At 62.5% G+C, this 24,558-nt stretch carries 25 protein-coding genes; 10 read left to right on the top strand and 15 right to left on the bottom strand.

The window, feature by feature from the left end; all coding sequences use genetic code 11:
* Nucleotide 1 precedes the first annotated feature (1 nt).
* From LRQ04_RS05690 to LRQ04_RS05680, 3 genes are all read right to left on the bottom strand, one after another.
* Complete coding sequence (locus tag LRQ04_RS05690; RefSeq protein WP_235518271.1) at nt 2-667, bottom strand: hypothetical protein; 666 nt, start codon at nt 665-667, stop codon at nt 2-4.
* The gene (locus LRQ04_RS05685; RefSeq protein ID WP_235518268.1) at nt 664-1,188 is read right to left on the bottom strand and encodes an RNA polymerase sigma factor; all 525 of its coding nucleotides are present in this window, start codon (nt 1,186-1,188) and stop codon (nt 664-666) included. Before LRQ04_RS05685 ends, LRQ04_RS05690 begins: the two co-directional genes overlap by 4 nt.
* 172 nt (nt 1,189-1,360) lie before the next feature.
* Entirely contained in the window at nt 1,361-1,897 is a 537-nt protein-coding gene (locus tag LRQ04_RS05680; protein WP_235518266.1) for a GNAT family N-acetyltransferase, read from the bottom strand.
* Nucleotides 1,898-2,047: 150 nt separating this feature from the next.
* On the opposite strand from LRQ04_RS05680, the gene LRQ04_RS05675 reads away from it, so the two are divergent.
* Entirely contained in the window at nt 2,048-4,063 is a 2,016-nt protein-coding gene (locus LRQ04_RS05675) for a glycoside hydrolase family 3 protein (RefSeq protein WP_235518265.1), read from the top strand.
* Here the strand turns inward: LRQ04_RS05675 and LRQ04_RS05670 are convergent, their stop codons facing one another.
* Nucleotides 4,064-5,074: a YdcF family protein gene (locus LRQ04_RS05670; protein WP_235518264.1), complete on the bottom strand. Its 1,011-nt coding sequence runs from the start codon at nt 5,072-5,074 to the stop codon at nt 4,064-4,066.
* A 142-nt stretch (nt 5,075-5,216) separates the two neighbouring features.
* Here LRQ04_RS05670 and LRQ04_RS05665 point away from each other — a divergent pair, with 142 nt between their 5' ends.
* Nucleotides 5,217-5,654, top strand: a complete 438-nt coding sequence (locus LRQ04_RS05665) for a VOC family protein (RefSeq protein ID WP_235518261.1) — start codon at nt 5,217-5,219, stop codon at nt 5,652-5,654.
* An 11-nt stretch (nt 5,655-5,665) separates the two neighbouring features.
* Here the strand turns inward: LRQ04_RS05665 and LRQ04_RS05660 are convergent, their stop codons facing one another.
* From LRQ04_RS05660 to LRQ04_RS05630, 7 genes are read right to left on the bottom strand one after another with little or no spacing between them, the layout of a single operon-like run.
* On the bottom strand, nt 5,666-6,313 hold the full coding sequence (locus tag LRQ04_RS05660) for an alpha/beta fold hydrolase (protein WP_235518260.1): 648 nt from the start codon (nt 6,311-6,313) through the stop codon (nt 5,666-5,668).
* 16 nt (nt 6,314-6,329) lie between these two features.
* On the bottom strand, nt 6,330-6,734 hold the full coding sequence (locus LRQ04_RS05655) for a rhodanese-like domain-containing protein (protein WP_235518259.1): 405 nt from the start codon (nt 6,732-6,734) through the stop codon (nt 6,330-6,332).
* Nucleotides 6,731-7,546: an IclR family transcriptional regulator gene (locus LRQ04_RS05650; RefSeq protein WP_235518257.1), complete on the bottom strand. Its 816-nt coding sequence runs from the start codon at nt 7,544-7,546 to the stop codon at nt 6,731-6,733. The genes LRQ04_RS05655 and LRQ04_RS05650 overlap by 4 nt, the downstream gene beginning before the upstream one ends.
* The gene (locus tag LRQ04_RS05645) at nt 7,547-9,157 is read right to left on the bottom strand and encodes a beta-N-acetylhexosaminidase (RefSeq protein WP_235518256.1); all 1,611 of its coding nucleotides are present in this window, start codon (nt 9,155-9,157) and stop codon (nt 7,547-7,549) included. It lies immediately after the preceding gene.
* Nucleotides 9,154-10,062, bottom strand: coding sequence for a carbohydrate ABC transporter permease (locus LRQ04_RS05640; protein ID WP_235518255.1), 909 nt, complete (start codon nt 10,060-10,062; stop codon nt 9,154-9,156). Before LRQ04_RS05640 ends, LRQ04_RS05645 begins: the two co-directional genes overlap by 4 nt.
* Nucleotides 10,059-11,051 carry a carbohydrate ABC transporter permease gene (locus LRQ04_RS05635; protein ID WP_235518253.1) on the bottom strand — a complete coding sequence of 331 codons (993 nt, stop codon included), beginning with the start codon at nt 11,049-11,051 and terminating at the stop codon, nt 10,059-10,061. The genes LRQ04_RS05640 and LRQ04_RS05635 overlap by 4 nt, the downstream gene beginning before the upstream one ends.
* 34 nt (nt 11,052-11,085) lie before the next feature.
* Nucleotides 11,086-12,378 carry an extracellular solute-binding protein gene (locus LRQ04_RS05630; RefSeq protein WP_235518252.1) on the bottom strand — a complete coding sequence of 431 codons (1,293 nt, stop codon included), beginning with the start codon at nt 12,376-12,378 and terminating at the stop codon, nt 11,086-11,088.
* A 269-nt stretch (nt 12,379-12,647) separates the two neighbouring features.
* Here LRQ04_RS05630 and LRQ04_RS05625 point away from each other — a divergent pair, with 269 nt between their 5' ends.
* Genes LRQ04_RS05625 through LRQ04_RS05615 form a run of 3 tightly spaced genes read left to right on the top strand, consistent with a single transcriptional unit; the run spans nt 12,648 to nt 15,585 of the window.
* Nucleotides 12,648-13,013, top strand: a complete 366-nt coding sequence (locus LRQ04_RS05625) for a metal-sensitive transcriptional regulator (RefSeq protein ID WP_235518251.1) — start codon at nt 12,648-12,650, stop codon at nt 13,011-13,013.
* 49 nt (nt 13,014-13,062) lie between these two features.
* The gene (locus tag LRQ04_RS05620) at nt 13,063-13,296 is read left to right on the top strand and encodes a heavy-metal-associated domain-containing protein (protein WP_026541102.1); all 234 of its coding nucleotides are present in this window, start codon (nt 13,063-13,065) and stop codon (nt 13,294-13,296) included.
* A gap of 9 nt (nt 13,297-13,305) precedes the next feature.
* The gene (locus tag LRQ04_RS05615) at nt 13,306-15,585 is read left to right on the top strand and encodes a cation-translocating P-type ATPase (RefSeq protein WP_235518249.1); all 2,280 of its coding nucleotides are present in this window, start codon (nt 13,306-13,308) and stop codon (nt 15,583-15,585) included.
* 27 nt (nt 15,586-15,612) lie between these two features.
* Here LRQ04_RS05615 and LRQ04_RS05610 read toward each other — a convergent pair whose 3' ends face one another.
* A complete protein-coding gene (locus LRQ04_RS05610) occupies nt 15,613-15,885 on the bottom strand; it encodes a DUF2277 domain-containing protein (protein WP_211710125.1) in 273 nt (90 codons plus the stop codon).
* A 157-nt stretch (nt 15,886-16,042) separates the two neighbouring features.
* Here LRQ04_RS05610 and LRQ04_RS05605 point away from each other — a divergent pair, with 157 nt between their 5' ends.
* Nucleotides 16,043-16,306 carry a WXG100 family type VII secretion target gene (locus LRQ04_RS05605; protein ID WP_018779397.1) on the top strand — a complete coding sequence of 88 codons (264 nt, stop codon included), beginning with the start codon at nt 16,043-16,045 and terminating at the stop codon, nt 16,304-16,306.
* A 67-nt stretch (nt 16,307-16,373) separates the two neighbouring features.
* Here LRQ04_RS05605 and LRQ04_RS05600 read toward each other — a convergent pair whose 3' ends face one another.
* Nucleotides 16,374-17,408: a DMT family transporter gene (locus LRQ04_RS05600; RefSeq protein ID WP_235518248.1), complete on the bottom strand. Its 1,035-nt coding sequence runs from the start codon at nt 17,406-17,408 to the stop codon at nt 16,374-16,376.
* A gap of 71 nt (nt 17,409-17,479) precedes the next feature.
* On the opposite strand from LRQ04_RS05600, the gene LRQ04_RS05595 reads away from it, so the two are divergent.
* The 4 genes from LRQ04_RS05595 to LRQ04_RS05580 all read left to right on the top strand — a co-directional run bounded on the left by LRQ04_RS05595 (nt 17,480) and on the right by LRQ04_RS05580 (nt 23,562).
* Nucleotides 17,480-18,028 (top strand): CGNR zinc finger domain-containing protein, encoded by a 549-nt coding sequence (locus LRQ04_RS05595; RefSeq protein WP_235518246.1) that lies wholly within the window; start codon nt 17,480-17,482, stop codon nt 18,026-18,028.
* A gap of 154 nt (nt 18,029-18,182) precedes the next feature.
* On the top strand, nt 18,183-20,924 hold the full coding sequence (locus LRQ04_RS05590) for a SpaA isopeptide-forming pilin-related protein (protein ID WP_235518244.1): 2,742 nt from the start codon (nt 18,183-18,185) through the stop codon (nt 20,922-20,924).
* Nucleotides 20,925-21,013: 89 nt separating this feature from the next.
* Entirely contained in the window at nt 21,014-22,498 is a 1,485-nt protein-coding gene (locus LRQ04_RS05585) for a SpaH/EbpB family LPXTG-anchored major pilin (RefSeq protein ID WP_235518242.1), read from the top strand.
* Between the two features lie 107 nt (nt 22,499-22,605).
* Nucleotides 22,606-23,562: a class C sortase gene (locus LRQ04_RS05580; protein ID WP_235518239.1), complete on the top strand. Its 957-nt coding sequence runs from the start codon at nt 22,606-22,608 to the stop codon at nt 23,560-23,562.
* On the opposite strand, the gene LRQ04_RS05575 is transcribed toward LRQ04_RS05580, so the two are convergent.
* Together LRQ04_RS05575 and LRQ04_RS05570 are read right to left on the bottom strand one after the other, a co-directional pair.
* Nucleotides 23,559-24,008, bottom strand: coding sequence for a hypothetical protein (locus LRQ04_RS05575; RefSeq protein ID WP_235518238.1), 450 nt, complete (start codon nt 24,006-24,008; stop codon nt 23,559-23,561). The two genes, LRQ04_RS05580 and LRQ04_RS05575, sit on opposite strands and share 4 nt — an antisense overlap.
* Before the next feature lie 180 nt (nt 24,009-24,188).
* Nucleotides 24,189-24,536, bottom strand: a complete 348-nt coding sequence (locus LRQ04_RS05570; RefSeq protein ID WP_235518236.1) for a hypothetical protein — start codon at nt 24,534-24,536, stop codon at nt 24,189-24,191.
* Nucleotides 24,537-24,558: the final 22 nt, after the last annotated feature.

Raw genomic sequence — 24,558 nt, 5'->3', positions numbered from 1 at the left:
CCTACTTCGAGGGAAGCGCGTCCCAGTTCTGGACCAGGAAAGCCGTGCCGGTTGGGGCGCACTCTCCCAGCTCCGTGTTTTCCGGTGAGTTGCCTCCACCGAATGCGAATTGCTGCCCAAGGCTGATGGCTGTTCCGTCGGGCAGAACCACCCCGGTCCCTGTGATGAGGGTTCCGCGGGGGAAAATGAGGCCGCTGGAACTGCCGTCGGGGTCCACACGGGCTATGCATCCGCCACCGTTCAGGCCGAGCGTTCCCGTGTTGAGGGCATCCATCTGGTTCTCCGCTTCCGGGTCCGTAGCCACGGCCGCTTTGTTGCCGTTGGCGCCGGTGACGATCCGGGCTTCGAAAGTCGGCATCCGGACGCCCGTGACTTCAGGCAGGGGGGAGCTGACGGCGGGCTCCGCCGGCTGGACCACTTGCGAGGATGTCTCGGTGACCGCCACCCCAACGATCACGGCAGCGGCAACGGCTACCAGGCCGAGCCCTGCCACCAGCCTGAGCCGACGGGGAGGCGACTGCTCTCCGGAGCTGCCGACGGCGAGTTGTTCCGCATCAGTGCGCATGACTGCGAGGCTTCTTTCCCGGCTTCGGGCCAGGTCTTCTTCGGTGACTGCCAAGGCGGGGTCGGCTGCGGAGAGGCGAGCCAGCGTTTCCTTGCTGTTCATTGCTGCACGTCCTCTATGACTGGATCTGTCCGAAGTAGCTGGCTTAGTGACTTCCGCGCCCTGTGGAGACGCATCCGGACGGCCGTGCCACTGACACCGAGGAGCGCTGAAACCTCGGCCGAGCTGAACCCGTCCCAATAGGTCAGGAGCAGCACCTCCCGCTCCTCCGGCTTGAGCTGGTCCAACACCTCAGAGAGGGTGCCGTCTTCAGAACCCGGGAAGGGCATCCGCTGTTGCTCCAACTGATGGCTGAGGTTGAGGGAGCGCAGGTTTGAACGGTAGTGGTTGCGGAGGACGTTCCGGGCTATGCCGAACACCATCAGGACGGATAGTTCCTGGTCAAGGGACTTCTCCCATGCGATCCGAAAAACCTCTGCGCATAGGTCCTCCGCCGCGGCTACCCCTTCCGTTCGACGAAGGAAGTACCGGTAAACCTGGTCATGGCAGGCCGCGTGTGCTGCCAGGAAATGCTCTTGCCTGGCCGACTCCACACGATCCCCCTGCTCCGTTTGCGAGCTCATACCCGGTTAATGTCCGGCAGTAGGAAGAATGTAACCAACTTCCGAAAAATAGGCGGAAGGCACGACGTCGGCACCCAGTGGGTTTGCCTCCGTCATGCGGTCCTCCTGGTCAGCCGGGTAGTGCCGGGCAGCCTAACAGCGCCGGGTGACGGGAGGGTGAACAGGCCCCGGATCAGCTAAGCGACGCCGGTATCCCGATCCAGTAGCGCCGGAAGTCCCGTCCGTCCGTTCCGGTCCGGACGTCCTCAAGCACTCCGCCGCAGCGCTCAATCGTCTTTGCGGAAGCTTCGTTGGTGTCATCACAGGTCAGGAGAACGCGCTCCGGCTCCCCCTGAACCGACAACCGGTCACAGACCTCCCGCAAAGCCCACGACGCCGCTCCCCTCCCCCTATCGGACGGCCGCACGCCGTAGCCTATGTGGCCCCCGGAGTTGAGGAGGTACGGGGTCAGGTAGTGACGGAAGGCAATGGCTCCCACATATCTTTCGCCCTCCGTAATCCAGCGGTAAGTGCACGGAACAAAGCCGTCCTTCTCGGGCGCATGCTCGGCATCGGTCAGCCGTTTCACCCAGGCCGCGAAGCCTTCCCGGGTGGTGACGTCGTCGTCCGGGAACAGTCCCGCACCGTCCTGGTGGGCGCCGTCCCATTCGCCGTGGGACTCAATGAAGGACTGGTGGAAGGACACGTCGGGAGCTACAAGTTCGAACATGCAGACGACTCTATACGGAGAGCAATCCCGCGCCGACCCACCCTTTGGAGACAAATCTACTTTCTTGTCATATACATGACTTATCCCGTAAATACATCGCTGCTCCACTAACCGATCGGAATGCAGATGCCCGGAAAAGGAACTACCCTCTTGACGGCGGCCACCACAGTACTGCTCATGACGGCCGCAGGCACTGCGGTTGCGGCCGTGCCCACCACGGCGGAACGCACGGCGGAACCCACGACGGCGGCCAGCACCGCACCTGACATCGAGGCGATGATTGCGCGAATGTCCCTGGACGAAAAGATCGGCCAGATGACCTGGACCCATGTCTACGGCTCGTCGGCAGATGACACGTCCATGGCGGCAAGCAACCAGGAACGGTACGGCGTCAACACCCCCGGCGAAGTGGTGGAAAAGTACAACCTCGGCGGCGTCCTCTATTTCGCGTGGTCCGGCAATACCAACAACCCCCGGCAAGTCGCAGGACTTTCCGACGGCCTGCAGAAAAGGGCGATGGGAGCTGACGGAAACGGCATTCCCCTGGCGGTAACCATCGACCAGGAAGGCGGCCCCGTTGCCCGCATCGGACCCCCTGCCACAGTCCTCCCCGGGAATATGGCCCTCGGCGCCACGGCGGACAAGGACCTCGCCCAGGCACAGGGAACGATTCTCGGGTCTGAGATGCGTGCCATGGGTATCAACGTGGACTTCGCCCCGGTGCTTGACCTGAACTCCAACCCCGACAACCCGGTCATCGGAATCCGCTCCATGGGTGAGGACCCCGCCCTTGTCAGCTCCTTGGGTGTCGCGCAAATCAATGGGATGCAATCGCAGGACGTCGGAGCCGCCGCCAAGCACTTCCCCGGACACGGCGACACCTCAGTGGACTCCCACTACGGCCTTCCCACGGTCAGCTACGACCGCGAAACGCTGAACAAGCACCTTCAGCCGTTCAAAGCCGCCATCGATGCCGGCGTGGACATGGTCATGACAGCCCACATCATCGTCCAGGCCATCGATCCGGAAATGCCCGGAACCCTTTCCCACAAGGTGCTGACCGGATTGCTGCGCGACGAACTCGGGTTCAAGGGCCTGGTGACCACGGACGCCCTGGACATGGCAGCCATGGCAGCGGAGTGGCCTCAGGAAGAAATAGCGGTCAAAGCCATCCAGGCCGGCTCGGACATCCTCCTGAACTCCCCCGACGTGGACGCGTCGTTCGCAGGGGTTCGCGCCGCCGTCGGGTCCGGTGAACTGAGCGAAAGCCGCCTCGACGAATCCGTCCGGCGGATCCTCGAATGGAAGGTCAAGCGGGGAGTGTTCAAGCAACCCCTTACGGATACCGCCAGCGTGGACAGTCGGGTCGGCACGGCAGGGAACCTGGCAACGGCCAAGCAGATCTCGGACCGCGCCGTTACCTTGCTGCGGAACCAGGATCGCGTGTTGCCGCTGGCCCCGGGCACTTCGGTACTGATGGTGGGGTCCGGTTCAGGTTGGCCCGAACTGGTAGGGCCCCAACTGAAGGATCAGGGATTTGCTGTCACCGAAGACTACGAAAACGGGAGTTCGCCCTCCAACGCATATAGGGCGCGAGCTGTAGCGGCCGCTAACACGGTGGACGCAGTCGTCTTCACCTCGTACAACGCCACGTCCAACGCGGCCCAGCAACAGATGGTGGCCGAGCTCGCCGCGACCGGTAAACCCGTTATCGTCATCGCCACCCGCAATCCCTATGACATCAGCGTTTTCCCGGGTGCTGCGGCAGTGCTGAACAGCTATGGGACAACGAACGTCAATTTCCACGGGGTGGTGCGGGCCATCGCCGGCACAGTGAACCCCGCCGGCAAGCTGCCGGTCAACATACCAGCAGCCGACGGCGGCGGCACCCTTCTGCCGCTGGGCTTCGGTTTGAGTTACGACACCGCGACGCCGGCGGCCGTCACCTTTACGGACAAGCCCGGTCGCGGGCAAGACTCGTACGCCATCCCCGCGGCGGTGGGGGTCAACTACGTGATTGATGGCAAGGTGATCGCCGCCGGGACCTACAGGAAGCCCGACGGCAACGTGACCGTCACGGCAGTCCCCATGAAGGGGTACGTCTTCACCGAGGGCGCCGTGACCCGGTGGAGCCACACGTTCACCACCGGACGCCCCACCCCGTAGCTAAACCACGGAAGAGTTTGCCAGAGCCACCGTGATGAGCAGGGCAATCCCGAACATCGGCAGGCAAAGGACCATGTTTGTCAGGCGGTTGTCCCTCATCACGGCCACGAACTCCCGGAGGAAAGCACTGGGGACGAAGTACCTGGCCGTCGGGGCACCCACCACTTCCGCGTCGATCTTCTGCCGACGGGACAGGAGCGCCGCGCGGAGCACGTGGTAGTTGTTGGTGCACACCAGCAGTGGACCGTGGATGCCCTTTGCCGCCAGGAGTGCGACGGAATTTGCCAGGTTTTCTCGGGTGGTGGTGGCCTGGTTTTCCTCCAGGACGTCGCCGTCCGCGGCACCTTTCGATACCAGGTACTCCTTCATTGCCGCAGACTCCGGCCGGGGTTCGTCCGGGCCTTGGCCCCCGGAAGGCACCAGTACAGGCCTGACGGGAGTGACGCCGTCGTAGATTTCCAGGGCCTTGTTCAAGCGCGCGGCGAGAAGCGGGGGGACCTTGCCGTCGATCAGACCGGAACCCAGGACGATCACAGCTGCCGGGTTGGGACTGAAACGCATCCTCGAGTACACCAAGGCGTATCCAAGGAACACCACAAATGCACAGCCAAGGTAGGCGCAGAGGAAGAACGCCAAGGCGGCGATACCGGCCAGGACGGGTTGCCCGCTCAGCACAAAAAGGAAGGCGATCACCGGGGCCAGGAACACCGCCAACCCCACGGCGATCGGGAGGAAGCTGGTGATACCTGGACCTTCCCTGCGGACCATCGTCAGGCCGTTGGCGATCAGGAAGGCCGCAAACACGAAGATGCTCACGACGGGAACCACCAGAACCACCAGGTTTAGCCATTCGAACCAAGGGTTAAGGGCAACCAGGAAGTCCAGGATCGCCTGGAGGAGGAACCAGGCGGACACCAGCAGCAGCACGCCGTTGCGCAACCGCCGCCGGTCCGACTGGTAGGAGGCGAGGAAGAGGCCCGCGAAAAGAAGTCCAAGGACCAGGTTCAGCATGCTCCAAGCCTATTCGGTGCCGCTAATCTGGTCTCGTGGTGGCCCCCTGTGAGCGATGGTGCACACCCGATCCTATTCCCGGCCGGGTGTTGCGCCGATTCGCCACTAGAGCTATTCCGCATGCCTTGGTAGCTTCGAACCCATGGCCATCAAACTTGAGAACGTCGGCATTGCAGTCCGGGACATCGAAGAAACCATCGCGTTCTTCACCGACCTGGGCCTGACGGTCCTGGGGCGGGACACCGTCAGCGGCGAGTGGGCCGATACCGCCGTCGGGCTTGATGGCAACCACGCGAAGATCGCGGTGCTTCAAACCCCTGATGGTCAGGGACAACTGGAACTCTTCGAATACATCCACCCGGATGCGATCGAGACACACCCCACCCTTCCGAACGAGATCGGAATGCACCGGGTGGCCTTCTCCGTTGACGACATCGACGAAGCTCTTAGGATCGCCGCCAAGCACGGATGCACTCCGCTTCGCGGTGTGGCCACCTACGGGGACGTCTACAAGCTCACGTACCTCCGCGGACCCAGTGGAATACTCGTGATGCTCGCGCAGGAACTGAAGAAGGACTGAACCGCAGCTATCTAGCCGCGAGCAATCTGGCGGGCGAAGTCGTTGAGAGCGGCAGCTACAGCGTCCGGATTGCTCAACGTGGCGTAGTGACCGCCGGGGATCTCCACCGGTTCGATTCCGAGTCGCTCGCGAATCTGGCGCCTCATGAACGACCGTGGAAAGAACAGATCGTCACGGCACAGAATCCCCAAGGTTGGCACGTCCGGATGATTGCCGGGCCACGGTCCTGACATCCAGGCACCCTGCTGATCGCGCTCCCTGTTGGTGGCTTCCTGCGCTAAATTGTCGGGGACCAGATTGAAATATGGCTCATCGGGAATGGTCTCGCGGTCATGCCCGGTGTTGGTCCACCAGTCCCCGAAGGTCTCGCCCGGCATCGGGATCATTGCCGAGAGGTACACCAGGCCGTCGGACTGGAGTTCTTCGCAGGCCAAAGGTGCCGTGAAGCCTCCCAGCGAGTGCCCCACCACGATAGTGCGCTGAGCTTCGCCAACCGCTTCCTTTACAGCGCGGGTGTAGTCCTCAAGTCCGGCATCGACATCTTCGATGGGTAAGTCGACGGCCACTACGCCATGCCCGGACGCTTCAAGCAGAAGGCTGACCAGATGCCAGTCCCACGCCGTGGAACCACCACCGTGAATCAGTACGAATACCGCCATCGTGCCACCCTTCAACTCAAGCCGGGTGTGCTGTCACCAGCGCATCCGGCTTATCCTGAACGACACCCGCTGCTGTTTCCACCGGCAGTCCGTTCCGGATCCAGTACTCGATGCCACCGATCATCTCCTTGACCGGATACCCCAACTCGGCAAAGGCGAGCGCAGCGAACTTGCTGCCGTTGCATCCTGGACCCCAGGAATAGACCACTACTTGTGATCCGGCCGGGATCAGCTCGGCTGCCAGCTCCGGGATCCGTGCGGTAGGGATATGTACGGCACCGGGAATATGTCCGTGGTCCCACGACGACTGCCGGCGGGTATCCACTACCACCAGGGATCCCAGTGAGGCTTCGGCGACATCCATGACGTCAATCTCGCACTGCAGCTTTGCCCGGAAATACGCTGCGGGATCCAGTGTCATGCGAGCTTCGCCAGCTTTGCGCTTGCCCTGCGGGAACCCAGTTTCGCGGAAATGCGAAGGCTCGTTTCGGCTGCCATCGGTCCCACTTCACGTACGCGCTTGGCAGTCATCCGTGACGACAGGGAAGACACGGACAAAGCGGCCACCACATGATCATCATGGCCGAAGATGGGGGCCGCGACGCAGCGGACCTCCGGCTCGTTCTCACGGTCATCAATGGAGTAGCCCCTGCGCCTTATGGCCTCGAAATCGGCCCGCAACAGGGCCGGGTCGGTGATGGTCTTATCCGTGAGGGGCACCAAATCGCCCGCGAGGATGGGACCCACCACCTCCTCGGGGCTGAAGGCGAGCATGGCCTTGCCGACGGCGGTGCAATAGGCCGGCATGGTGGCGCCGACCCTCGATGCCATGCGTACCGTAGCCTCATCCTCCACCTTGTCCAGGTACACGACGTCGTGCCCGGAAAGCACCACCAGGTGGCAGGTGCTTTCCGTGGCACGCATGAGGGCGCGGAGTTCTCCGTTGGCAACGCTGCGCAGGTCAACCCGGTCAAGGTAGGACTGCCCCAGCCGGAGGCAGCCGTGGCCCAGCCGGAACTTGCCCGTCTCATGGTCACGCTCCAACAGGTTTTCCTCGAGCAGCGGCGCGGCCAAACGCAGCAACGTGCTCTTGTTCAACCCGGATAGCCGGGCAAGCTCCACCAGCGCCAGGCCATCGCCGTTGCCGGGCTCCTCGGCCACGACTGTCAGCAGAGCCAAAGCCTTGCGCAGCGAGGCCGAGGAGTTACGGATCTCTTTGCCTTCAGTAGTCACTCAGTTCCTCACGAGTTGCTCTGCGTCGTAATCGCGTTTCCAGCCCTCAACACCAGGGCGCTTCTGCCATGGCGCGGGGCCCTCCAAAGGACGGTACTCCACACCCATGGCCTCAAGCCGTGCCAGGTGTGCACCTGAGAGCCGGTTCAGGAACTCATCGTAGTCCCGGTTTTCCGGGTTCGACCAGAACACTTCGGCGATGGCGCTAAGGCGGGGAAACGCTGCGAACTGCACGCGGCGCGGCGAGTCCAGATGCTCGGTCCAAATGTTGGCTTGCGCTCCCAGCAGGCGGCCGGGGAGGTCCTCGTTCCCAACTCCGGGCAGCGGCTCGAACTCATAGACGGCCTGAAGCGTCGTCACGAAACCCACGGGCACCGGCTCGTCGTCGCCATCGGCTTGCCGATGGTCCAGGTACAGCTTGTGCTCGGGGCACATCACCACGTCATAGCCCTTGCGGAGGGCATCAATCCCACCCTCGTATCCCCGCCAGGACGCCACGAGCGCGCCGTCCGGGAGGCCGCCGTCGCCGATTTCATCCCAGACGGAGGTGGCGCGGCCGTGGCTCTGCAGGTGCAAAGCGAGCTGCCCGACGAACCAGCTGTGCAGGCCCGAGACGTCGTCCAGGCCCAAGGCGGCAGCCTTGGCTTGCGCCTGGGCGCTGGCTTGCCATTGGGTGAGCGGCACTTCGTCTCCGCCAAGGCTTATCCACGGTGAGGGGAAGATGTCCACCACTTCGTCCAGGACGTTGCGATAGAACTCCAGCGAAGTCTCAGAAACTTCAAGCACCGTTTCGTTGATACCCCAGCGCGTCCAGACCTCCACCGGCCCATCGCCCGCCCCAAGCTCCGGATACGCAGCGATCGCGGCTTGGCTGTGCCCCGGAACATCGATCTCCGGAATGACCGTGATGTGCCTTTCAGCGGCGAAAGCCACGATTTCGCGAAGGTCATCCTGGGTGTAGAAGCCCCCATGCGGACGGCCGTCGAAAACGCCGGCACGCCAGGAACCCAGCGAAGACTCACGGCGCCAAGCACCCGTTTCAGTGAGCTTGGGATAGCGGTTAATCTGAACTCGCCACCCTTGGTCATCCGTCAGGTGCAGGTGCAGGACATTGAGTTTGTGCATGGCCATGACCTCGATGAACCTCAGCACATTGTCCTTGGGCATGAAGTGCCGTGCGACGTCCAACATGGTCCCGCGGTAACCGAAGCGCGGCTTGTCCTCCACCCGTACCCGCGGCAGTGGCCACGCCTCGGCAGGAGCAACCGGGGCCTGGCGCAACGCTGCCGGTCCCATCAGCTGCAGGAGGGTTTGAGCAGCATAGAAGGCGCCAGCGGCACCACCGGCGGAAATCACGACGGCGTCCCCCACCTCCAGGCGATACGCCTCGGCATCGAGCGCGGGGGCAAGCAGGAGTCGGATGCCCGCCTCCTGGGGCGGCACAGGTGCGAGGTCCCACCCGGTGGCTGCCCCCAAAGCCCGGGAGAGCCAACGCCTCGCCCCGCTCAGTTCAGGGTCGGCACCCACCGTTGTTCCGGCGTCGAGCACCAGCTCGCCAGTCCCCGCGGAGAAGGACCACGGCGCAGGGACCAACTGATGGAGCGCGCTCATCCCTTCACCGCCCCAGCCAGTCCGGATACCAGCTTGCGCTGGACGGACACGAAGAAGATCAGCACGGGAATGGTCATGATGACCGAGCCGGCCATGATGGCGCCCCAATCGTTTTGGTCAGGCTTGAAGAACGTCAGGAGTGCCATGGGCAGCGTCTGGTTCTCCTGCGCGGAAATGATGAACGTCTTGGCAAAAAGGAAGTCGTTCCACGTGGAAATGAACGAGAACACCGAACACGCCACCACACCGGGGGCCACCAGCGGGAACAGGATGGAGCGGACAAACCGGAAGCTGCTGGCACCGTCTAGGCGGGCAGCCTCCTCCACTTCCAAAGGAACAGCCGCCACGAAGCCCCGCAGCATCCAGATGGCGAACGGAATGCTGAAGCCAACATGCACCAGCACCAGCGAACCCAACTGGTTCAGGCCCACCAGCGGGATGGCCTCGCCGGCGTTGCGGAGCAGGAAAAACAGCGGAATCGTCAGGGCTTCAACGGGCACCATCTGCGAAACCAGGATGATGACCAGGAGCTTGGTCCGCATCTTGAAGTTGTAGCGGGTCAGGGCCACCGCAGCGAGGAACGCAAGGACCGTTGACAGCACAACCACCACGAGTGCCACGATCACGCTGTTCAGGAAGTACTGGCCAAAATTGTTGACACCCAGGACGCGCCCGAACGAGTCCAGCGACGGCTCCAGCGTGTACGGAGCTGCATCACCGGCGTCGAGCGCTGTCTTGGGTTTCAACGCGGACAGCACCATCCAGAACAGCGGGAAGGCAACGATCAACGCGATGACGATCGCGGCCGCATCGGCGCCGAAACGGCGTTTGCCCTGCTTGCGCAGCTTCTGCGGGGCGGCCTTGGTATTGTTGCGGGCGGCCAATGAAACGTCGACGGCGGTCATAGGGCTTCGCCTGTTCTCTTGAGGATCCGGAGGTAGACAAGCGTGATGACCATGAGCAGTGCGGTCATGATCACGCCGAGCGCAGAACCCAGGCCATAGAGGCTCGCAGCGAACGCCTGCTGGTAGCCGTAGACGTTGAGCACCAGGTTCTGCCCGGCAATGCCACCACCATTGGTCATGATGTAGATCTGCGAGAAGATCTTGAAGTTCCAAATGATGGACTGGATGGTCACCACGATCACGATCGGACGCAGCATCGGGAGCATGATGCTGCGGGCGATGCGCGGCATGGAAGCGCCATCGATCCTGGCGGCCTCAATGACCTCGGTGGGAATTGCCTGGATGCCCGCGTAGACAGTGACAAGGACGAACGGGAACGAGCACCACACCACTTCGCTGGCCACGAGTCCGAAAGCCGACCATTTGTCGTACGTCCAGGAGTAGCCCTGGAACTGAGTCAAGCCGATTGAGACCAGCGTCTTGTTGACCAAGCCGAGAGTAGGGTCGAACAGGAACAGCCACACGGCACTGCCCGTAACTGCAGGGGTGGCCCAGGCTCCGAGCGACACTACGAAAAGCATCGAACGGACCCAGGGACGCAACCTTGTTGCCAGCACAGCCAGCGAACTGCCCACCAACAACGTGAAGACCACGCAGGCGGTAGCGAACACCACGGTGTTGCCCAGGACGGTCCAGAACTGCGGATCAGCGAAGAGCTTCTGGTAGTTCCCGAGGCCAACGAAGTTCAGTGGTGCTTTGCCGCTGACCTGGGCTTGGCGGTAGTCGTACAGCGAGACGTTGATCAGTTGGAAGATCGGATAGCCCAGCAGTGCGATCAGGACAATGAAGGCCGGGGCAAGGTAGAGCCAAGGCTCCAGCCCACGCTTTCCGTTGGAGAAACGCTGGGACTTGCGTGCCGCCGTCGTCGATCCTTTTCCCGGCGTACCGCCCTGTGGCGCGTCGGGCAGGACCGGGGTGAGCGCTGTCATGCTGCGCCTCCGGGATGTGATGGGGTGCAGGGCATTACTTTGACCCGAATGCCGTATTCATGGCCGTTGCAGCCTCGGTGGTAGCGGTGTTGACGTCAGCCTTGCCCGTCACGACCTTCTGGTACATGCCGGTGAAGACACCCTGGGCATCGATCGTGGACCAGTTCTCCGTGACCGGGACAAACTTGGTGCCCGCGCCCAGGGTGTTGATGAACGGCTCAACCTGCTTGTTGTTCTCCGCCACGGATTTCTGGACGTCACTGAACGTGGGGAGGTTGCCCATGGAGTCGAACATCTTCTGCTGGTACTTCTTGCTGGCGAGCAGCTTCACGAAGTCGGCGGCGAGCGTGCGCCGTTCGCTGCTGTTGAAGACGCCCAGGTTGTTGCCGCCGGCGAACGCCGGGGCGATGGAGCCGGCGGTCTTGCCGGGAACCGGAACGACGGCGAACTTGTCCTTGATGGCGCTGGCGGCAACGGCCTTGTAGTTGAAGTCTCCGCCGATGGTCATTGCGGACTTGCCGGCAATAAACTGCTGGACGCTGGCATTACCGCCGAACTCCGCGCAGGTCTGGGCCGGGCAAATGTCGTCCTTGAGGAGGCGGGCATAAGCGGCAACACCTTCGCGGGATTCGGCAGAGTCCAGTTTGGAGACGAACTTGTCGCCTTCCTTAGTGGCGATCTCGCCGCCATTGGCCCACAGGTACGGCATCGCGGAGAACTGCGCGGCTCCGCCTACGGAGATTCCCAGCAGGTCCGGATTGGCTGCCCGGATTGCGCGGGCAACGGTTTCGACCTCATCCAAGGTCTTAGGTACCTGGAGACCGAGCTGCTGCAGGAGGTCCGTGCGGTAATAGAGGGCACGGACGCCGACAAACCACGGGACACCATAGTTCTTGCCGTCGATTTCGGTGGTGTCCAGGATTTTTTGGTCAAGGTCCTTGGCCTCATCCCAGGACTTGATGTCCTCCGTGACATCCGCCAAGCCGCCGGAGGCGACATAGCTGGCCAGGTCCGTGTTGCCGAACTCGGCGACATCCGGCGCGCTGGAAGGATCATTGAACGCGGCCTTGAAACGTTCGGCGCGGCTGTCCACTGGGATGTACTGGACGTCGATCTTGGCACCATTGTGTGCCGCTTCGAACTCAGTGACGGCTTCCTTCACTACGGCGGACTTGGGATCCTGGTTGACCTCGGAGAACAGCCAGACACGGACGGTTCCGGTCTGCTCGTCCGAGCTTGATGCAGCGTTGTTCGAGGTGGGTGGGGCGCAGGCGGTCAGTGCGAGCGCTGCGATGGCGATTGCCGCGGCGGAGCGTGCGAGTTTCAAGTGTCCTCCATGGAGAAAGTTGGGTTCCGCGGGACTTCCCCCTCCGCGGCTATGAGACCAAACACTATGAACGCCAGGGTGTGGGCGGAAGCACATTTACCGAAAGGTTTGCATTGCAAAACAAGAATCCAGATTTCGGGCTTTTTGGTCTATACCTAACGAGGTGGTTGGTCTAGTCCTTTGTCCTGCGGCCCAGCGTGTAGGGCTTCGTCACTTATACCCCCTGGGGGTACTTGACCAGATACCCCCTATGGGTATAGGTTCAATTCATGAGCACGCCAGAGCTGAGAATGAGCCATCCGGATGCGCCCGTCATCGAGGCGGATCTGGAAACTGTGGCACCTCACGGCTACACCAGCAACAAGGACGCGTACCTCAAACGCTTAAAAAGGATTGAGGGGCAGGTCCGCGGTATCGCACGCATGGTTGAGGAGGACAAATACTGCATCGACATCCTCACCCAGGTAGCCGCTGCCACCAAGGCCCTCCATGCGGTCAGCCTCGGGCTTGTAGAAGAGCACATCGGCCACTGCGTCGTCGGTGCCGCCTCCGAGCCAAACCCCGAAACCAGGGCCCAACAGATTGACGCCAAGGTGAAGGAAGCCACCGATGCCATCGGGCGCCTGCTGCACTAACTCCGGCACCAAACACCATCCCATCCAACTCGTCACCAGGGAGAGCACCATGAGCCAGACCATCCAGACCAACGTCAACGTATCCGGCATGACCTGCGGCCACTGCGTCTCAAGCGTGAGCGAAGAACTCGAGTCGCTCAACGGCGTCGAAAACGTGGCCGTTGACCTCAACCCCGGCGGATTGTCCACCGTGACCATCACATCAACCAAGGAGCTCTCGCCGTCTGAAATAGGCGAGGCCGTGGCAGAAGCCGGCTACCTGGTGGTAGCCAACGAAGCTTAGGAGTCCCTTTTGAGTCACCAGGAGACTTTCAACCAACCCGCACCCCGGGTTATCGAACTGGACATCGAGGGCATGACCTGCGCCTCGTGCGTCAACCGGGTGGAACGAAAACTGGGCAAGCTCGAAGGCGTCGAGGCCACCGTTAACCTGCCCCTCGAATCTGCGCACGTGACGGTCCCGGCTGGGGTGACGGATCAGCAAATCGTGGACACGGTCAACGCCACGGGCTACAAAGCCACCATCAGGCAGGCTCCCGTACGGCATACCCACACTGAGGATCACGACGCCCACGAAAACCACATGGAGCATGGTCCGTCCGCCTCAACGCTCCGCCCGCGCCTGATCGTTGCGGCGGTGCTGACCGTTCCCGTCTTCGCGATCTCAATGATCCCCGCCCTCCAGTTTGCCAACTGGGGTTGGGTAGTCGGGGCCCTGGCACTGCCGGTGGTGAGTTGGGCGGCTTGGCCCTTCCACAGGGCCGCAGCCATCAACGCCCGGCACTTCGCTTCCACCATGGACACCTTGGTTTCCATCGGTGTCATCGCCGCATACCTGTACTCGGCCTGGCAGCTGTTCGCTGACCCGCGGATGACCGAACACCCCGGCATGGAAAGCATGTCCGGCGGGGGACTTTACTTCGAAGTCGCGGCAGTGGTCACCTCATTCCTGCTCCTGGGCCGGTACCTTGAGGCCAACGCCAAAGCAAAAGCCGGCGATGCCCTGAAGGCACTCCTGAATCTGGGCGCCAAGGATGCAACCATCCTGGTGGACGGCCGGGAGCAAAGAATTCCTGCGGACCAGCTTCTTGTGGGTGACGTCATTGTTGTCCGTCCCGGCGAGAAAATCGCCACTGATGGTGTTGTCACAGATGGCGCATCGGCCGTTGACGCTTCACTGGTGACCGGGGAATCCGTGCCGGTCGAGGTAGGGCCCGGAAGCGCAGTAACCGGTGCGACGATCAACACATCCGGGCGCTTGTTGGTCCGGGCCACGCGCGTCGGCTCAGATACGACCCTTGCCCAGATGGGACGCCTGGTCAGCCAGGCTCAGACGGGCAAGGCTCCCATAGCCAGGCTCGCGGACAGGATCAGCTCAGTCTTCGTTCCGATCGTCCTGATCATCGCCCTGGTGACATTCCTTCTGTGGTTGTTCTTCACCGGCGACCTCAACGCAGCTTTCACCGCCGCTGTTGCCGTCCTGGTGATCGCATGCCCTTGCGCTTTGGGCTTGGCCACTCCAGTTGGTCTCCTGACCGGAACTGGCCGCGGAGCCCAGCTCGGCATCCTGATCAAAGGCCCACAGGTACTCGAAGACACCCGGCACGTGGACACCATCCTGCTGGATAAGACAGGCACCGTCACCAGTGGCAAGCTCTCCGTAGACCACACTGTGGCCCTGAACGGCTACTCCCCTGAAACGGTCCTCACGTTGGCAGGCGCAGTTGAGTCAGCATCCGAGCACCCGATCGCCCACGCGATCGCCTCCGCAGCCAAGGACGCAATGCCCGACGCCGGCGCACTTCCACGCGTTGACGGCTTCAGTTCCGCTCCCGGCGGCGGAGTCAGGGGAACCGTGGCTTTCGACGGCACCACCCGGACGGTGGTGGTTGGGCGCTCCGGCTGGCTCCAGGAGAACGGCATCCCGCTCGATTCGAATCAGCGGGAAGTCCTGTTGGCCGAGGAAAACGGCGGCGCCACCGCAATTTGGGTCGCAGTGGATGGGCAGCCTGCCGGAATTGTGAGCTTGAGCGACACCATCAAGCCGGGTTCGGCCGCAGCCATCCTGAGATTGAAGGAGCTGGGCATCCGCCCCATCCTGTTGACCGGAGATAACGCTGCCGTAGCCGCGCAGGTGGCAGCCGCCGTCGAAATTTCACCTGACGATGTTTACGCAGGAGTGCTGCCCCAGGGCAAGGTCGAGGCCGTTCGTAAGCTCCAGGAGTCGGGGGCAACAGTGGCCATGGCCGGGGACGGGGTCAATGACGCTGCAGCCCTGGCGCAATCTGACCTGGGAATCGCCATGGGCTCCGGGACTGACGTCGCAATCGAGGCCTCTGACCTGACGGTGATGGGAAGCGACCTTGGCCAGCTGGTTCAGGCCATCGAGCTTTCGCGCAAGACCCTGTCCACCATCAAGACCAACCTGTTCTGGGCCTTCTTCTACAACGCGATCGGCATCCCGGTGGCGGCGCTGGGCTTCCTGAACCCGATGATTGCCGGCGCGGCCATGGCCGCCAGCTCCGTGCTGGTCGTGGCCAACTCCCTGCGGCTCCGGTCCTTCGGCAAGTAGACCAAGACAGTCAGCCGGAAACCAGACCTACGCGGTGCCGAACCGGACCGCTGCCCTGGCCCTCGCCTTGGCTGCTTCCTCGTCACGGTTCTTCGCCGGGGCGTGGCTCACCAGGGAGTCCAGGAGATGTTGCGTAATGTGCGCGATCTCGTGGACGGCCTCGGCGAAGGCTTCCTCGTTGTCTTTGGACGGCTTGGTGGACCCGCTGATTTTGCGCACATACTGCAGCGCTGCGGCCTCCACTTCAGCGGTCGTGGCATGCGGTTCAAAGTTATGAAGGGTCCTGATGTTGCGGCACATAACCCCATGCTAACTATGGGCAGTGCTGCATGGGGAGGGGTGCCCATCGACGGGTTTGCGATTGCCGGGATAGGTTTTAGCTATTGGATCTTCCGGATGAGCCGGAGGCCGCTGGGGATGCCGAAGAGCTCGGGTCCGAACAATGAAGGAGAATCTCATGGCTATTTGGGGTGCAGATGTTGATCAGCTTCGTCAGCTCGGTAATAAGCTGAAGGCCGGTGCTGAGCACATCGAGCAGCAGCGTTCCCAGCTCAAGGGTGCCCTTGACGGCACCGACTGGAAGGGCCCGGACGCTGACAAGTTCCGCGGTGAGTGGGACAGCCAGCACGCTTCGAACCTGAAGAAGGTTGCCGACGCACTTCGCGAAGCCGGCGATCGCGCTCAGAAGAACGCTGAGCAGCAGCAGCAGGCTTCCAACTAAGACAGTTGGAGAAAGGCCCGGACGCATACGCGTCCGGGCCTTTTGCTCTTAAGCCGAGGTGGTTCCGTTAGTTCCGGGGCGCCTCGGTGACGGATCCGGAGGGAACAGGTTCGACGTCGTTCGGATGGTCCAGGACGGACGGCAACTGTGCGCGGGCCGCCCTGCGGTCACCACGCAACTCGTCAACGCGGACAAGCACTACCCCGCCCACAATGAGGAGACCGCCCAGCAACTGGATCGGCCCCGGCAACTCACCCAGGAGCAACCAAGCCCAAACCACGGCGAACAACACTTCCGTGAGGGACACGAAGGACGCCACCTTGGAGCCAAGGCTGCGGGCAGCCATGATGCCGGAAACGTACGCGAGCACTGTCGCCAGGACGATCAGGCCCACGGCGGATACCCACCAAGGTGTGGTCCACGGTCCCAGGGTGGTGTCTGCAGCACTGAAGGTCATGGGGAGTATCCCGGACAGGCCCACCAGCCACATCACAATGGCCCCGACCAGGAGCCCGCCTGAAGCGAGTACCAGCGGAGGGAGCGTGTCATTTTCCTTGGCGGTAATGAAGAAGTAGATCACCAGGCAAACGGCGGCGGCCATGCCCCAGAGGACACCAATGAAGTCCACCTTCACCGAACCCGTCAGGTCGAGCACCAGAACCAGCCCACCCAACGACAACAGTGCGCCCGCAGCAGTGAGGGCGCGCGGGCGTCGTCGGCTGGCGATCCACAACCACAGCACGATCATCACCGGGGCAAGGTACTCAAGCAGCAGCGCCACCCCCACGGACAAGCGGGCAACGGCGTTGAAATAGAAAAGCTGGCAGCCTGCGACCCCGATAAGCCCGAAAAGGAGGATGGTGAGCCAGTTGTCCTTGAGTTGGTGCCAACGGCCGCGAAGAACCACGACGGCGGGAATCACCAGGATCAGGGCGGCACCAGTCAGACGCACGGCAACCGCGGCCCCGGGTGACCATCCGGTCTCCAGCATCGATTTGGCGAATGAGCCGGATGTACCGAAAACAGCGGAAGAAAAGAGCGCGATGCCGAGTCCTGATGCGAGGAATCCCTTTGCATCAGCCTTCGTCGTTGGAGCTGACACAGCAGCCTCCTGTCAGGAGTAAAGTGGGCTTATGGTCATGACAGTACTCCCGAGCCTTGTAAGGAGTCAAAGTGCTTTTTGCGCCTGACACCGAGGTTGCCCTCCGTAGCGTCGTCAATCTGATCAATACCGCGGCCAACGGAGAAGAAGCGCTGGCCACGCTGGAGGACCTCGACGCGTTCCTGGACGCCGAAGAATTCACGGGCTCCCGTACCAACTCACCCGCGGAGCTGAGCAGCATCAAACGGCTCCGGAGCGAGTTGGCTGCACTCTGGAGTTCCGACGAAGACACTGCGGCCAAGTCCGTCAACAAGCTCCTCGCCGACGCCAAAGCACTCCCCCAACTGGTGAAGCATGACCATTGGGACTGGCACCTCCACGCCACCACCCCGGAAGCCCCCCTGGCCGACCGCATGGGGACAGAGGCCGCCATGGCCATCATCGACGTGATCCGCAGCAGGGAAATGGAGCGGATGCGGGTGTGCGCGGCTGAGGACTGCGACGCCGCCGTGCTGGACCTCAGCCGCAACCGCTCCAAGCTTTACTGCGACACGGGCAATTGCGCCAACCGCGCCCATGTTGCGGCGTACCGTGCGCGGAAGGCCGCGGAAAGCGAGTAGGTCGCGGGGGTTTCAGCCGCCCCATCGCCTGTGACCGAGGTCACATTTATTACAGCATCACGATTCCCTACCCCGCCCTACCTACCCCTCAGAAAGAAAATTCGGGCGGCTCCCAAAAGCTTGCCCGGCGAGGGTGCCAGGGAAAAGGAATCGTATGCGGAAGCAATCGGAGCACACACATGCTCGCGTTCGGGGCAGGTGGGGTGGCGAGACTGCGCATGCGGTGCTTGGCTTCCTGGCCTGCCTGCTTCTCGTTCTTGTAGGGATGACAGCGTACGGAGTGGTCAACCCGTCCGTGCCCGCGTCGGCAGCTCCTGGCTCGCCCGGGGTCACCCAACCGGGCAGCCTCATCTACAGCGAAGACTTTTCCAACCAGAACGCTGCCGCAGCCCCCATCCCCCTCGGTTCCTATGCCGGCGGGACTGCCGCGGGTAACGAGCAATACACGGCAGATGCGGCATGGCTTCCGGGGGCACAGGCGTGTAACGGCTGGATCCTGCGGCAAGGTACGCCCGTGCCAACCAACGGCGGCCTCCTGAACATCCTGACGAACGACCAGTGCGCGCGTAACAGCGCCTTCACTATCTTGGGCAACATGGCCTTCGCCATGGGCAAGTACCAGGGCATGACCGACGCCCAGGCTGCCCAGAACCAGATCCTCAGCGAGTACACGAACAGCACCACTGGCATCCAAACCGCAGGTCTGCAGCTTCAAACAACCAAGAACAGCATCCCTACCATCGCCGGTCATTTCTACGCGGTCTCCGGCATCTTCGGCGAAACAAATTGCTTCTCGAACCACGCCCGCCAGGAGTTCTCCATCCTGGTCAACGGCGTGGCCACGGTGGTAGGCACCAACTTGGACCCGTGCCTGGACCCCAGCCGCCAGACCATCACCATCAACGCAACTGATTTCAGCATCGCGAAGCTCCAGTCCGGGGCGATCCAGGTACCGGTCACCGGCACCACGCCCACCCTGGGCATCCGGGTGCGGAACCTGACCGCCAATGGCAACGGCAACGACGTCGGCTTCGATCTCCCGCAATTGGTTGACGTCACGCCGCAACTGGACAAGGCGTTCAACCCGACGAGCATGTACCAAGGTCAAAACACCACCTTGACCTACACGGTGACCAACACCAGCGACTTGATGGCCAAGAACGGCTGGCACTTCGTTGACACGCTCCCCACCGGCCTGACGGCTGTTGGCTCGCTCGGTGGCACCTGTGTGCGCACAGCCGAAACCGTCTCGGGCCGCACCGTCGATGTGACCGGAAACCTGACTCAGGGCAGCGCTTCCTGCACCATTACGGTGACGGTCACCAGCAACACCCCCGGCGTTTACAACAACTCCGGATGCGTGGCCAACAACGGCTCCGCCGTTCCCAACTGCACCAACAACTTCCCCACCATCACGGGGCTGTACTCCCCAGGAACCGCGCCCCTGACTGTTCTTCCCGTGGTTGACCTGTCCATCACCAAGACCGCCAACATCACCGCTTACATCCCAGGGCAGCCCATTACCTACACGGTTGCTGTCCACAACAACGGTCCCAGCGATGCCGTCAATGCCGTGTTCACTGATCCCCTGCCCGCTTCCATAACCGGTGCTACGTGGACTTGTGCCGTGACGGCAGCCGGATCCTCGAACCTGCCGCCGACCGGTCCCACAGCCTGCAATGCGCCCAACGGCACCGGCAGCGTCTCCGGCACGGTTCGGATCAACGTCGGCGGAACCCTGACATACACCGTCAAGGGAACTGTGGCACCCGGCACAACGGGAACCATCTCCAACACAGCCACGATTGTTCCGGCCGCGACCACAGCCGTGCCGAACATGCCAGGCGGCGGCCCCATTCCGGTTCCGGGATCGACCACCAACGTTCCCACAGTCGACACCGCCTGCCCGCCTTCACCCGGCGTGGGCTGTTCGGCGACCGTGACTACTCCGGTAGATCCGCAGTGGACCCTTGCGAAGACGGCCACCGTCAACGGAACCACCTCCGACAACCCGTCCGTGAAGCCCGGCGACACGATCACGTACACCGTGACCGCCACCAGCAACCGCGGGCAGATCAACAACGTCGTCCTCACCGATAACCTGGCCGATGTCCTGGACCAGGCAACCTTTGTTCCCGGCTCCGCTGTCCTGACCATCGGTACGGCCGCCCCGGTGCCGGTAGCAAACCCGATAGCGCCTTCGATCACCCTGACGACACAACCGTTCACGCTTCCTGCCGGGCAGGTCGCCACTCTCACCTACAAGGTGACCGTCAAGCAGGATGCCTGGAGCTCCCAGCTGGTCAACTTCGCCACGGGGTCAGGCAGCGTCACCCCGGTCCGATGCGCCACTGGCAGCACACCCTTGGCACCTGAGTGCTCCACCACGCACCACACCCCAGCCAAGATCCTCATCGAGAAAGTCGGTGAGTCCTCGGCTGGAACGTGGGTGCCCATGTCTGGCTCTACGTGGGCCATCCTCAATGACGCAGCCGGGGCTCCCGGCACCGTCATCAACAGCTACACGGTGTCACCCATCGCTGCCCAGACCGGGCAGTTCCAACTCGAAGGCATCGAGCCGGGCGTCTATTGGCTGGAAGAAACAGCTGCCCCGAAGGGATTCAGCCTGCTGGCGGAGGCCGTGCAGTTCACGGTGGCTGCCAACGGTTCCGTGACGCTGGGCCAAGGCAGCGGATCCGGTGTCGTTACAGCGAGCGATACCGACGCCAACGGCATCTACCTGGTAACCGTCCGGGACGTGCCGGCCCTGAAACTGCCGGAATCAGGAGGGATTGGGTGGTGGCCCTTCACTGCGGGCGGGGCGTCCCTGCTTCTGGTCGCCGTCGCCCTCGCTTCCCGGAACCTGCGCCGCACCCGAATCCACAACTCAGCATGACTTCAATCATGGCCCGCCGCAGATAGGCGTGGCCACCACCCCGGAATGTTCGCTCCCGAGCATCGCACCATCACAAGAAAGAGGAAAAAGTGAGTAATCACAGTTCCCGGCGTCTTTGGAAGACCGCCGCCGCCACCATTGCCGGGGCGGTGTTGGCAATGTCCTTCTCCGTGGCTCCCGCAACGGCGGCACCACTGGTTGACGACACCAAGACCGGCTCCATCACCGTCCACAAGTTTGAGCGCCCTTCCACGCCCACCGGACTCCCCAACAATGGCACGGCTGTTGACACCACCGGCCTCAAGCCGTTGGCAGGAATCCAGTTCACCATCCAGCAGGTCAACACCATCGACCTCTCCACCAACGCTGGCTGGGACAAAGCAAACAACCTGAGCGGTTCCTTCACCCCGTCCAACCCCACAGGTTCCATCACCGGCGCGGGTTACACCTTGGGCACGGCTCAGGCCAAGACCACCGACGCCGCGGGAACCGCGGCATTCGGCACCCTGCCGCTGGGCCTCTACCTCGTCACTGAAACCAACTACCCTGCCGGCGTAACGCCGTCAGCTCCGTTCTTGGTTTCCGTGCCGTTGACGGACCCGAACAACAAGAACAACTGGATCTACGACGTCAACGTCTACCCGAAAAACTCCGTGACCGGTGCACAGAAGACCGTCACCGATGCCCCCGCGGTCAAGTTCGGCGACCAGGTCAACTTCACCATCACAGGTGACATCCCCAACGAGGCCGTCATCGATGGTTACAAGGTCACGGATAAGCTTGATTCCAAACTGACCTACGTCGGCGCTACCGCCACTCTGGTTGACGGAACCGTCATCACCAACGGGACCGATTACACCGTTGCTTTCGACGCTGCCACCAACACCGTCTCGGTTGTGTTCACCCCCGCAGGCCGCCTGATCCTCGCAGCCCACAACACCACCAGCGTTCAGGTTGTTGTCAACACCACCGTCAACACCATCGGTGAAATCGAAAACGTCGCTGTGGTCTACCCCAATGCGGGTAGCTTCACCGGGACCCCGGGCCAGCCCGGCGGCCCCATCGTCACTCCCCCGGTTGTCACCAAGTGGGGTGCCCTGACTCTCAAGAAGGTCGACCAGAACGGGGCAGCCCTGTCCGGCGCTTCCTTCTCGGTGTACGCCAACCAGGCTGACGCCAAGGCAGGCACCAACCCCATCAACCTCGGCGGCAAGACCACGTTCACCGTGGCCGCTGACGGCACGCTGACCCTGACCGGCCTGCGTTACTCGGACTGGGCCAACGGCGCTGCTGTAGCTCCGGGCTCCGCCGATTACCGGACCTACTACCTGGTTGAAACCACCGCCCCGGCAGGCTACGAACTGCTCGCTGAGCCGATCTCCTTCCTGATCAACCAGGCTTCCACCGCCGTCGGCGTTGACCTGCAGGTCAAGAACATCCCGTCCAACGGCGGCTTCCAGCTGCCGCTGACCGGTGGTGTCGGTACCGGTGTCCTGTATGCCGCTGGCGCACTCCTTGTCGTCGGCGCGGCTCTCCTGCTGGTTCGTTCACGCCGGAGCACCAATAACAGCTAGTAACTGAGGACCGTGGGTCCCCAGCCTGAACACCAAAGTGGGGAAGAACGCCGGTTAAGCGCTCTTCCCCACTTTGCTTCCCCAGAGCACACCCCCCCAGGATCTTCATGTCAAAGCCTCAAACCTCCAAGCCGCGGGCGCGGCGGACCCTCCGCGACACGTGGAGCACACAGCGAATCCTCATCGTTGTGGCCGCGATCCTGGGCATCGGGATCCTTCTGTATCCCACGGCTGCCGCCTGGTTCTCGGACCGCGTCCACGCCACGGAGATCAGCGGGTACGTGAACACCGTTGAAAGCCTTTCACCGTCCGCGCAGGAAGCCCTTCTGGATGAGGCACGACAGTTCAACAAGGAACTGCCTTCAGGACCACTCCGTGATCCCTACTCGCTGAATGAAAACGGCGAGCAGACAGTTGTTGGCGCAGGCTCCGAGGCGTATAAGAAACTGCTCGACGTCGGCCCCGAAGGCATGATGGGACGCATCAGCATTCCCTCCATCCACGCAGACCTGCCCATCTTCCACGACACCGATGACGAAACCCTGTCCAAGGGCGCCGGACACCTCTTCGGGTCCGGGCTCCCGGTAGGCGGACCTGACACGCACAGTGTCCTCACCGCCCACTCCGGCTTCGTCAACGCCACGCTTTTCGACAATTTGGACAAAGTTGTGGAAGGCGACGTCTTCTCTGTGACCGTGCTCGGAGAAACCATCTACTACAAAGTCGATCAAATCCTGAAAGTGCTCCCGGAGGACACCGACGCACTCCGAAAGGTCCCCGGCAAGGACTTGATCACCTTGGTCACGTGCACGCCCAAGGGCATCAACAGCCACCGCCTACTGGTCCGCGGACAGCGCATCGACCCCCCTTCGGGTGACTCCGCGCAAACGGTTCCCAGCCAGGCGCTGGACCCCGGGTTCCCCTGGTGGGCTCTTGGCCTGCTCGGCAGCTCCATCGTGATGGTGGTGGTTACCAAGCCACGAAAGGCTCCGTCAGAAGAATCGGAGGAATCGGTAACCCCGGATACCCCCACGGATGACCTCGCGGACACGCTGCTTGGCTAAGCCGCATTCTCCGGCCAAGTGACGCGGTCCCCTGCCACCAAGGACATTCTTCCAAGGCTTACGTCCCTGCCTGGAACCAGGAGGTATGGCTGAACCAGTCCCAGCGCAAAGCCAGCCGAGTGTTCCAAGGCAAAATGCATGGCGTCACCGCCCAGCCCGGCAAGCCGGACGTCTGAAACAACGACGGCGGCCCGTAGGTCCTCCCGCTGCGCGGCGAGTGCGTCGTAGCACTCCGCGATCACGGACGTGGCCGGTAGGTGCTGATCGGCCAACATTGCTTCCGTGGCAAGGTACACCTGGTCGCCGTCTTCCTTTATCGCTGCCGCGAACGGATACAGCTCCCCGTAGGCAGAAAGACAGCGAACGGCAAATGGAAGGGCAGCACTGAGCAGGCAATCCACATCATCCTGCGCTGTCTGATCTGCGGTTTCCCGCCATGAAGCCATCAGTTCCCCCAAGAAACGTCATCCGGCCGGTTGCCGTGCGGTTCACCCTACTCCCGGTGGTCCTTCAAGAAAATGCCTTGCGGAACCAGGATGAACTGGGCGGGCGCAGATCCAGCCTGCCAGGGGGATCGTGCGCGCAACAAAAACGCTCCCCCACCTCGGTGGGGAAGCGTTTGAAACTTAGCGTCCGGCGTCGGGCGTTTCCGTGTCATCGGGCGAGCTGGGGACATCGGACGCACCGTGGCCCCGTTTGGAACTGAGGTTCACGCCGGAACCCTTGCCGAGATAGTCGGCGTTCTCTTTATGGCTCATGGACAGCATGGCCGCGACAACCAGGCTCACGATGAACGCGATGCCGGCGCCGGTGAAGGCGAGATCGAACCGGGGCGCCCGTGCGCTGCCGCCCGAAGCGAAGATGAGTACGGCAACGAAGGCCAGCACTGCGAAGAACGCGGAGAACATGAGGGGTCCCTTGACCGAGGTCCGCATCTTGCGCGGTTCTCCTGGTGTCTGGTCTGCCACGGTCATTCCTCCAATGGTGGCGGTGGGT

This window comes from Paenarthrobacter sp. AR 02, from assembly GCF_021538675.1.
Classification (GTDB): Bacteria; Actinomycetota; Actinomycetes; order Actinomycetales; family Micrococcaceae; genus Arthrobacter.
Note: the sequence above shows the minus strand (reverse complement) of the source record. Positions and strands in the feature narration are given on the sequence as shown.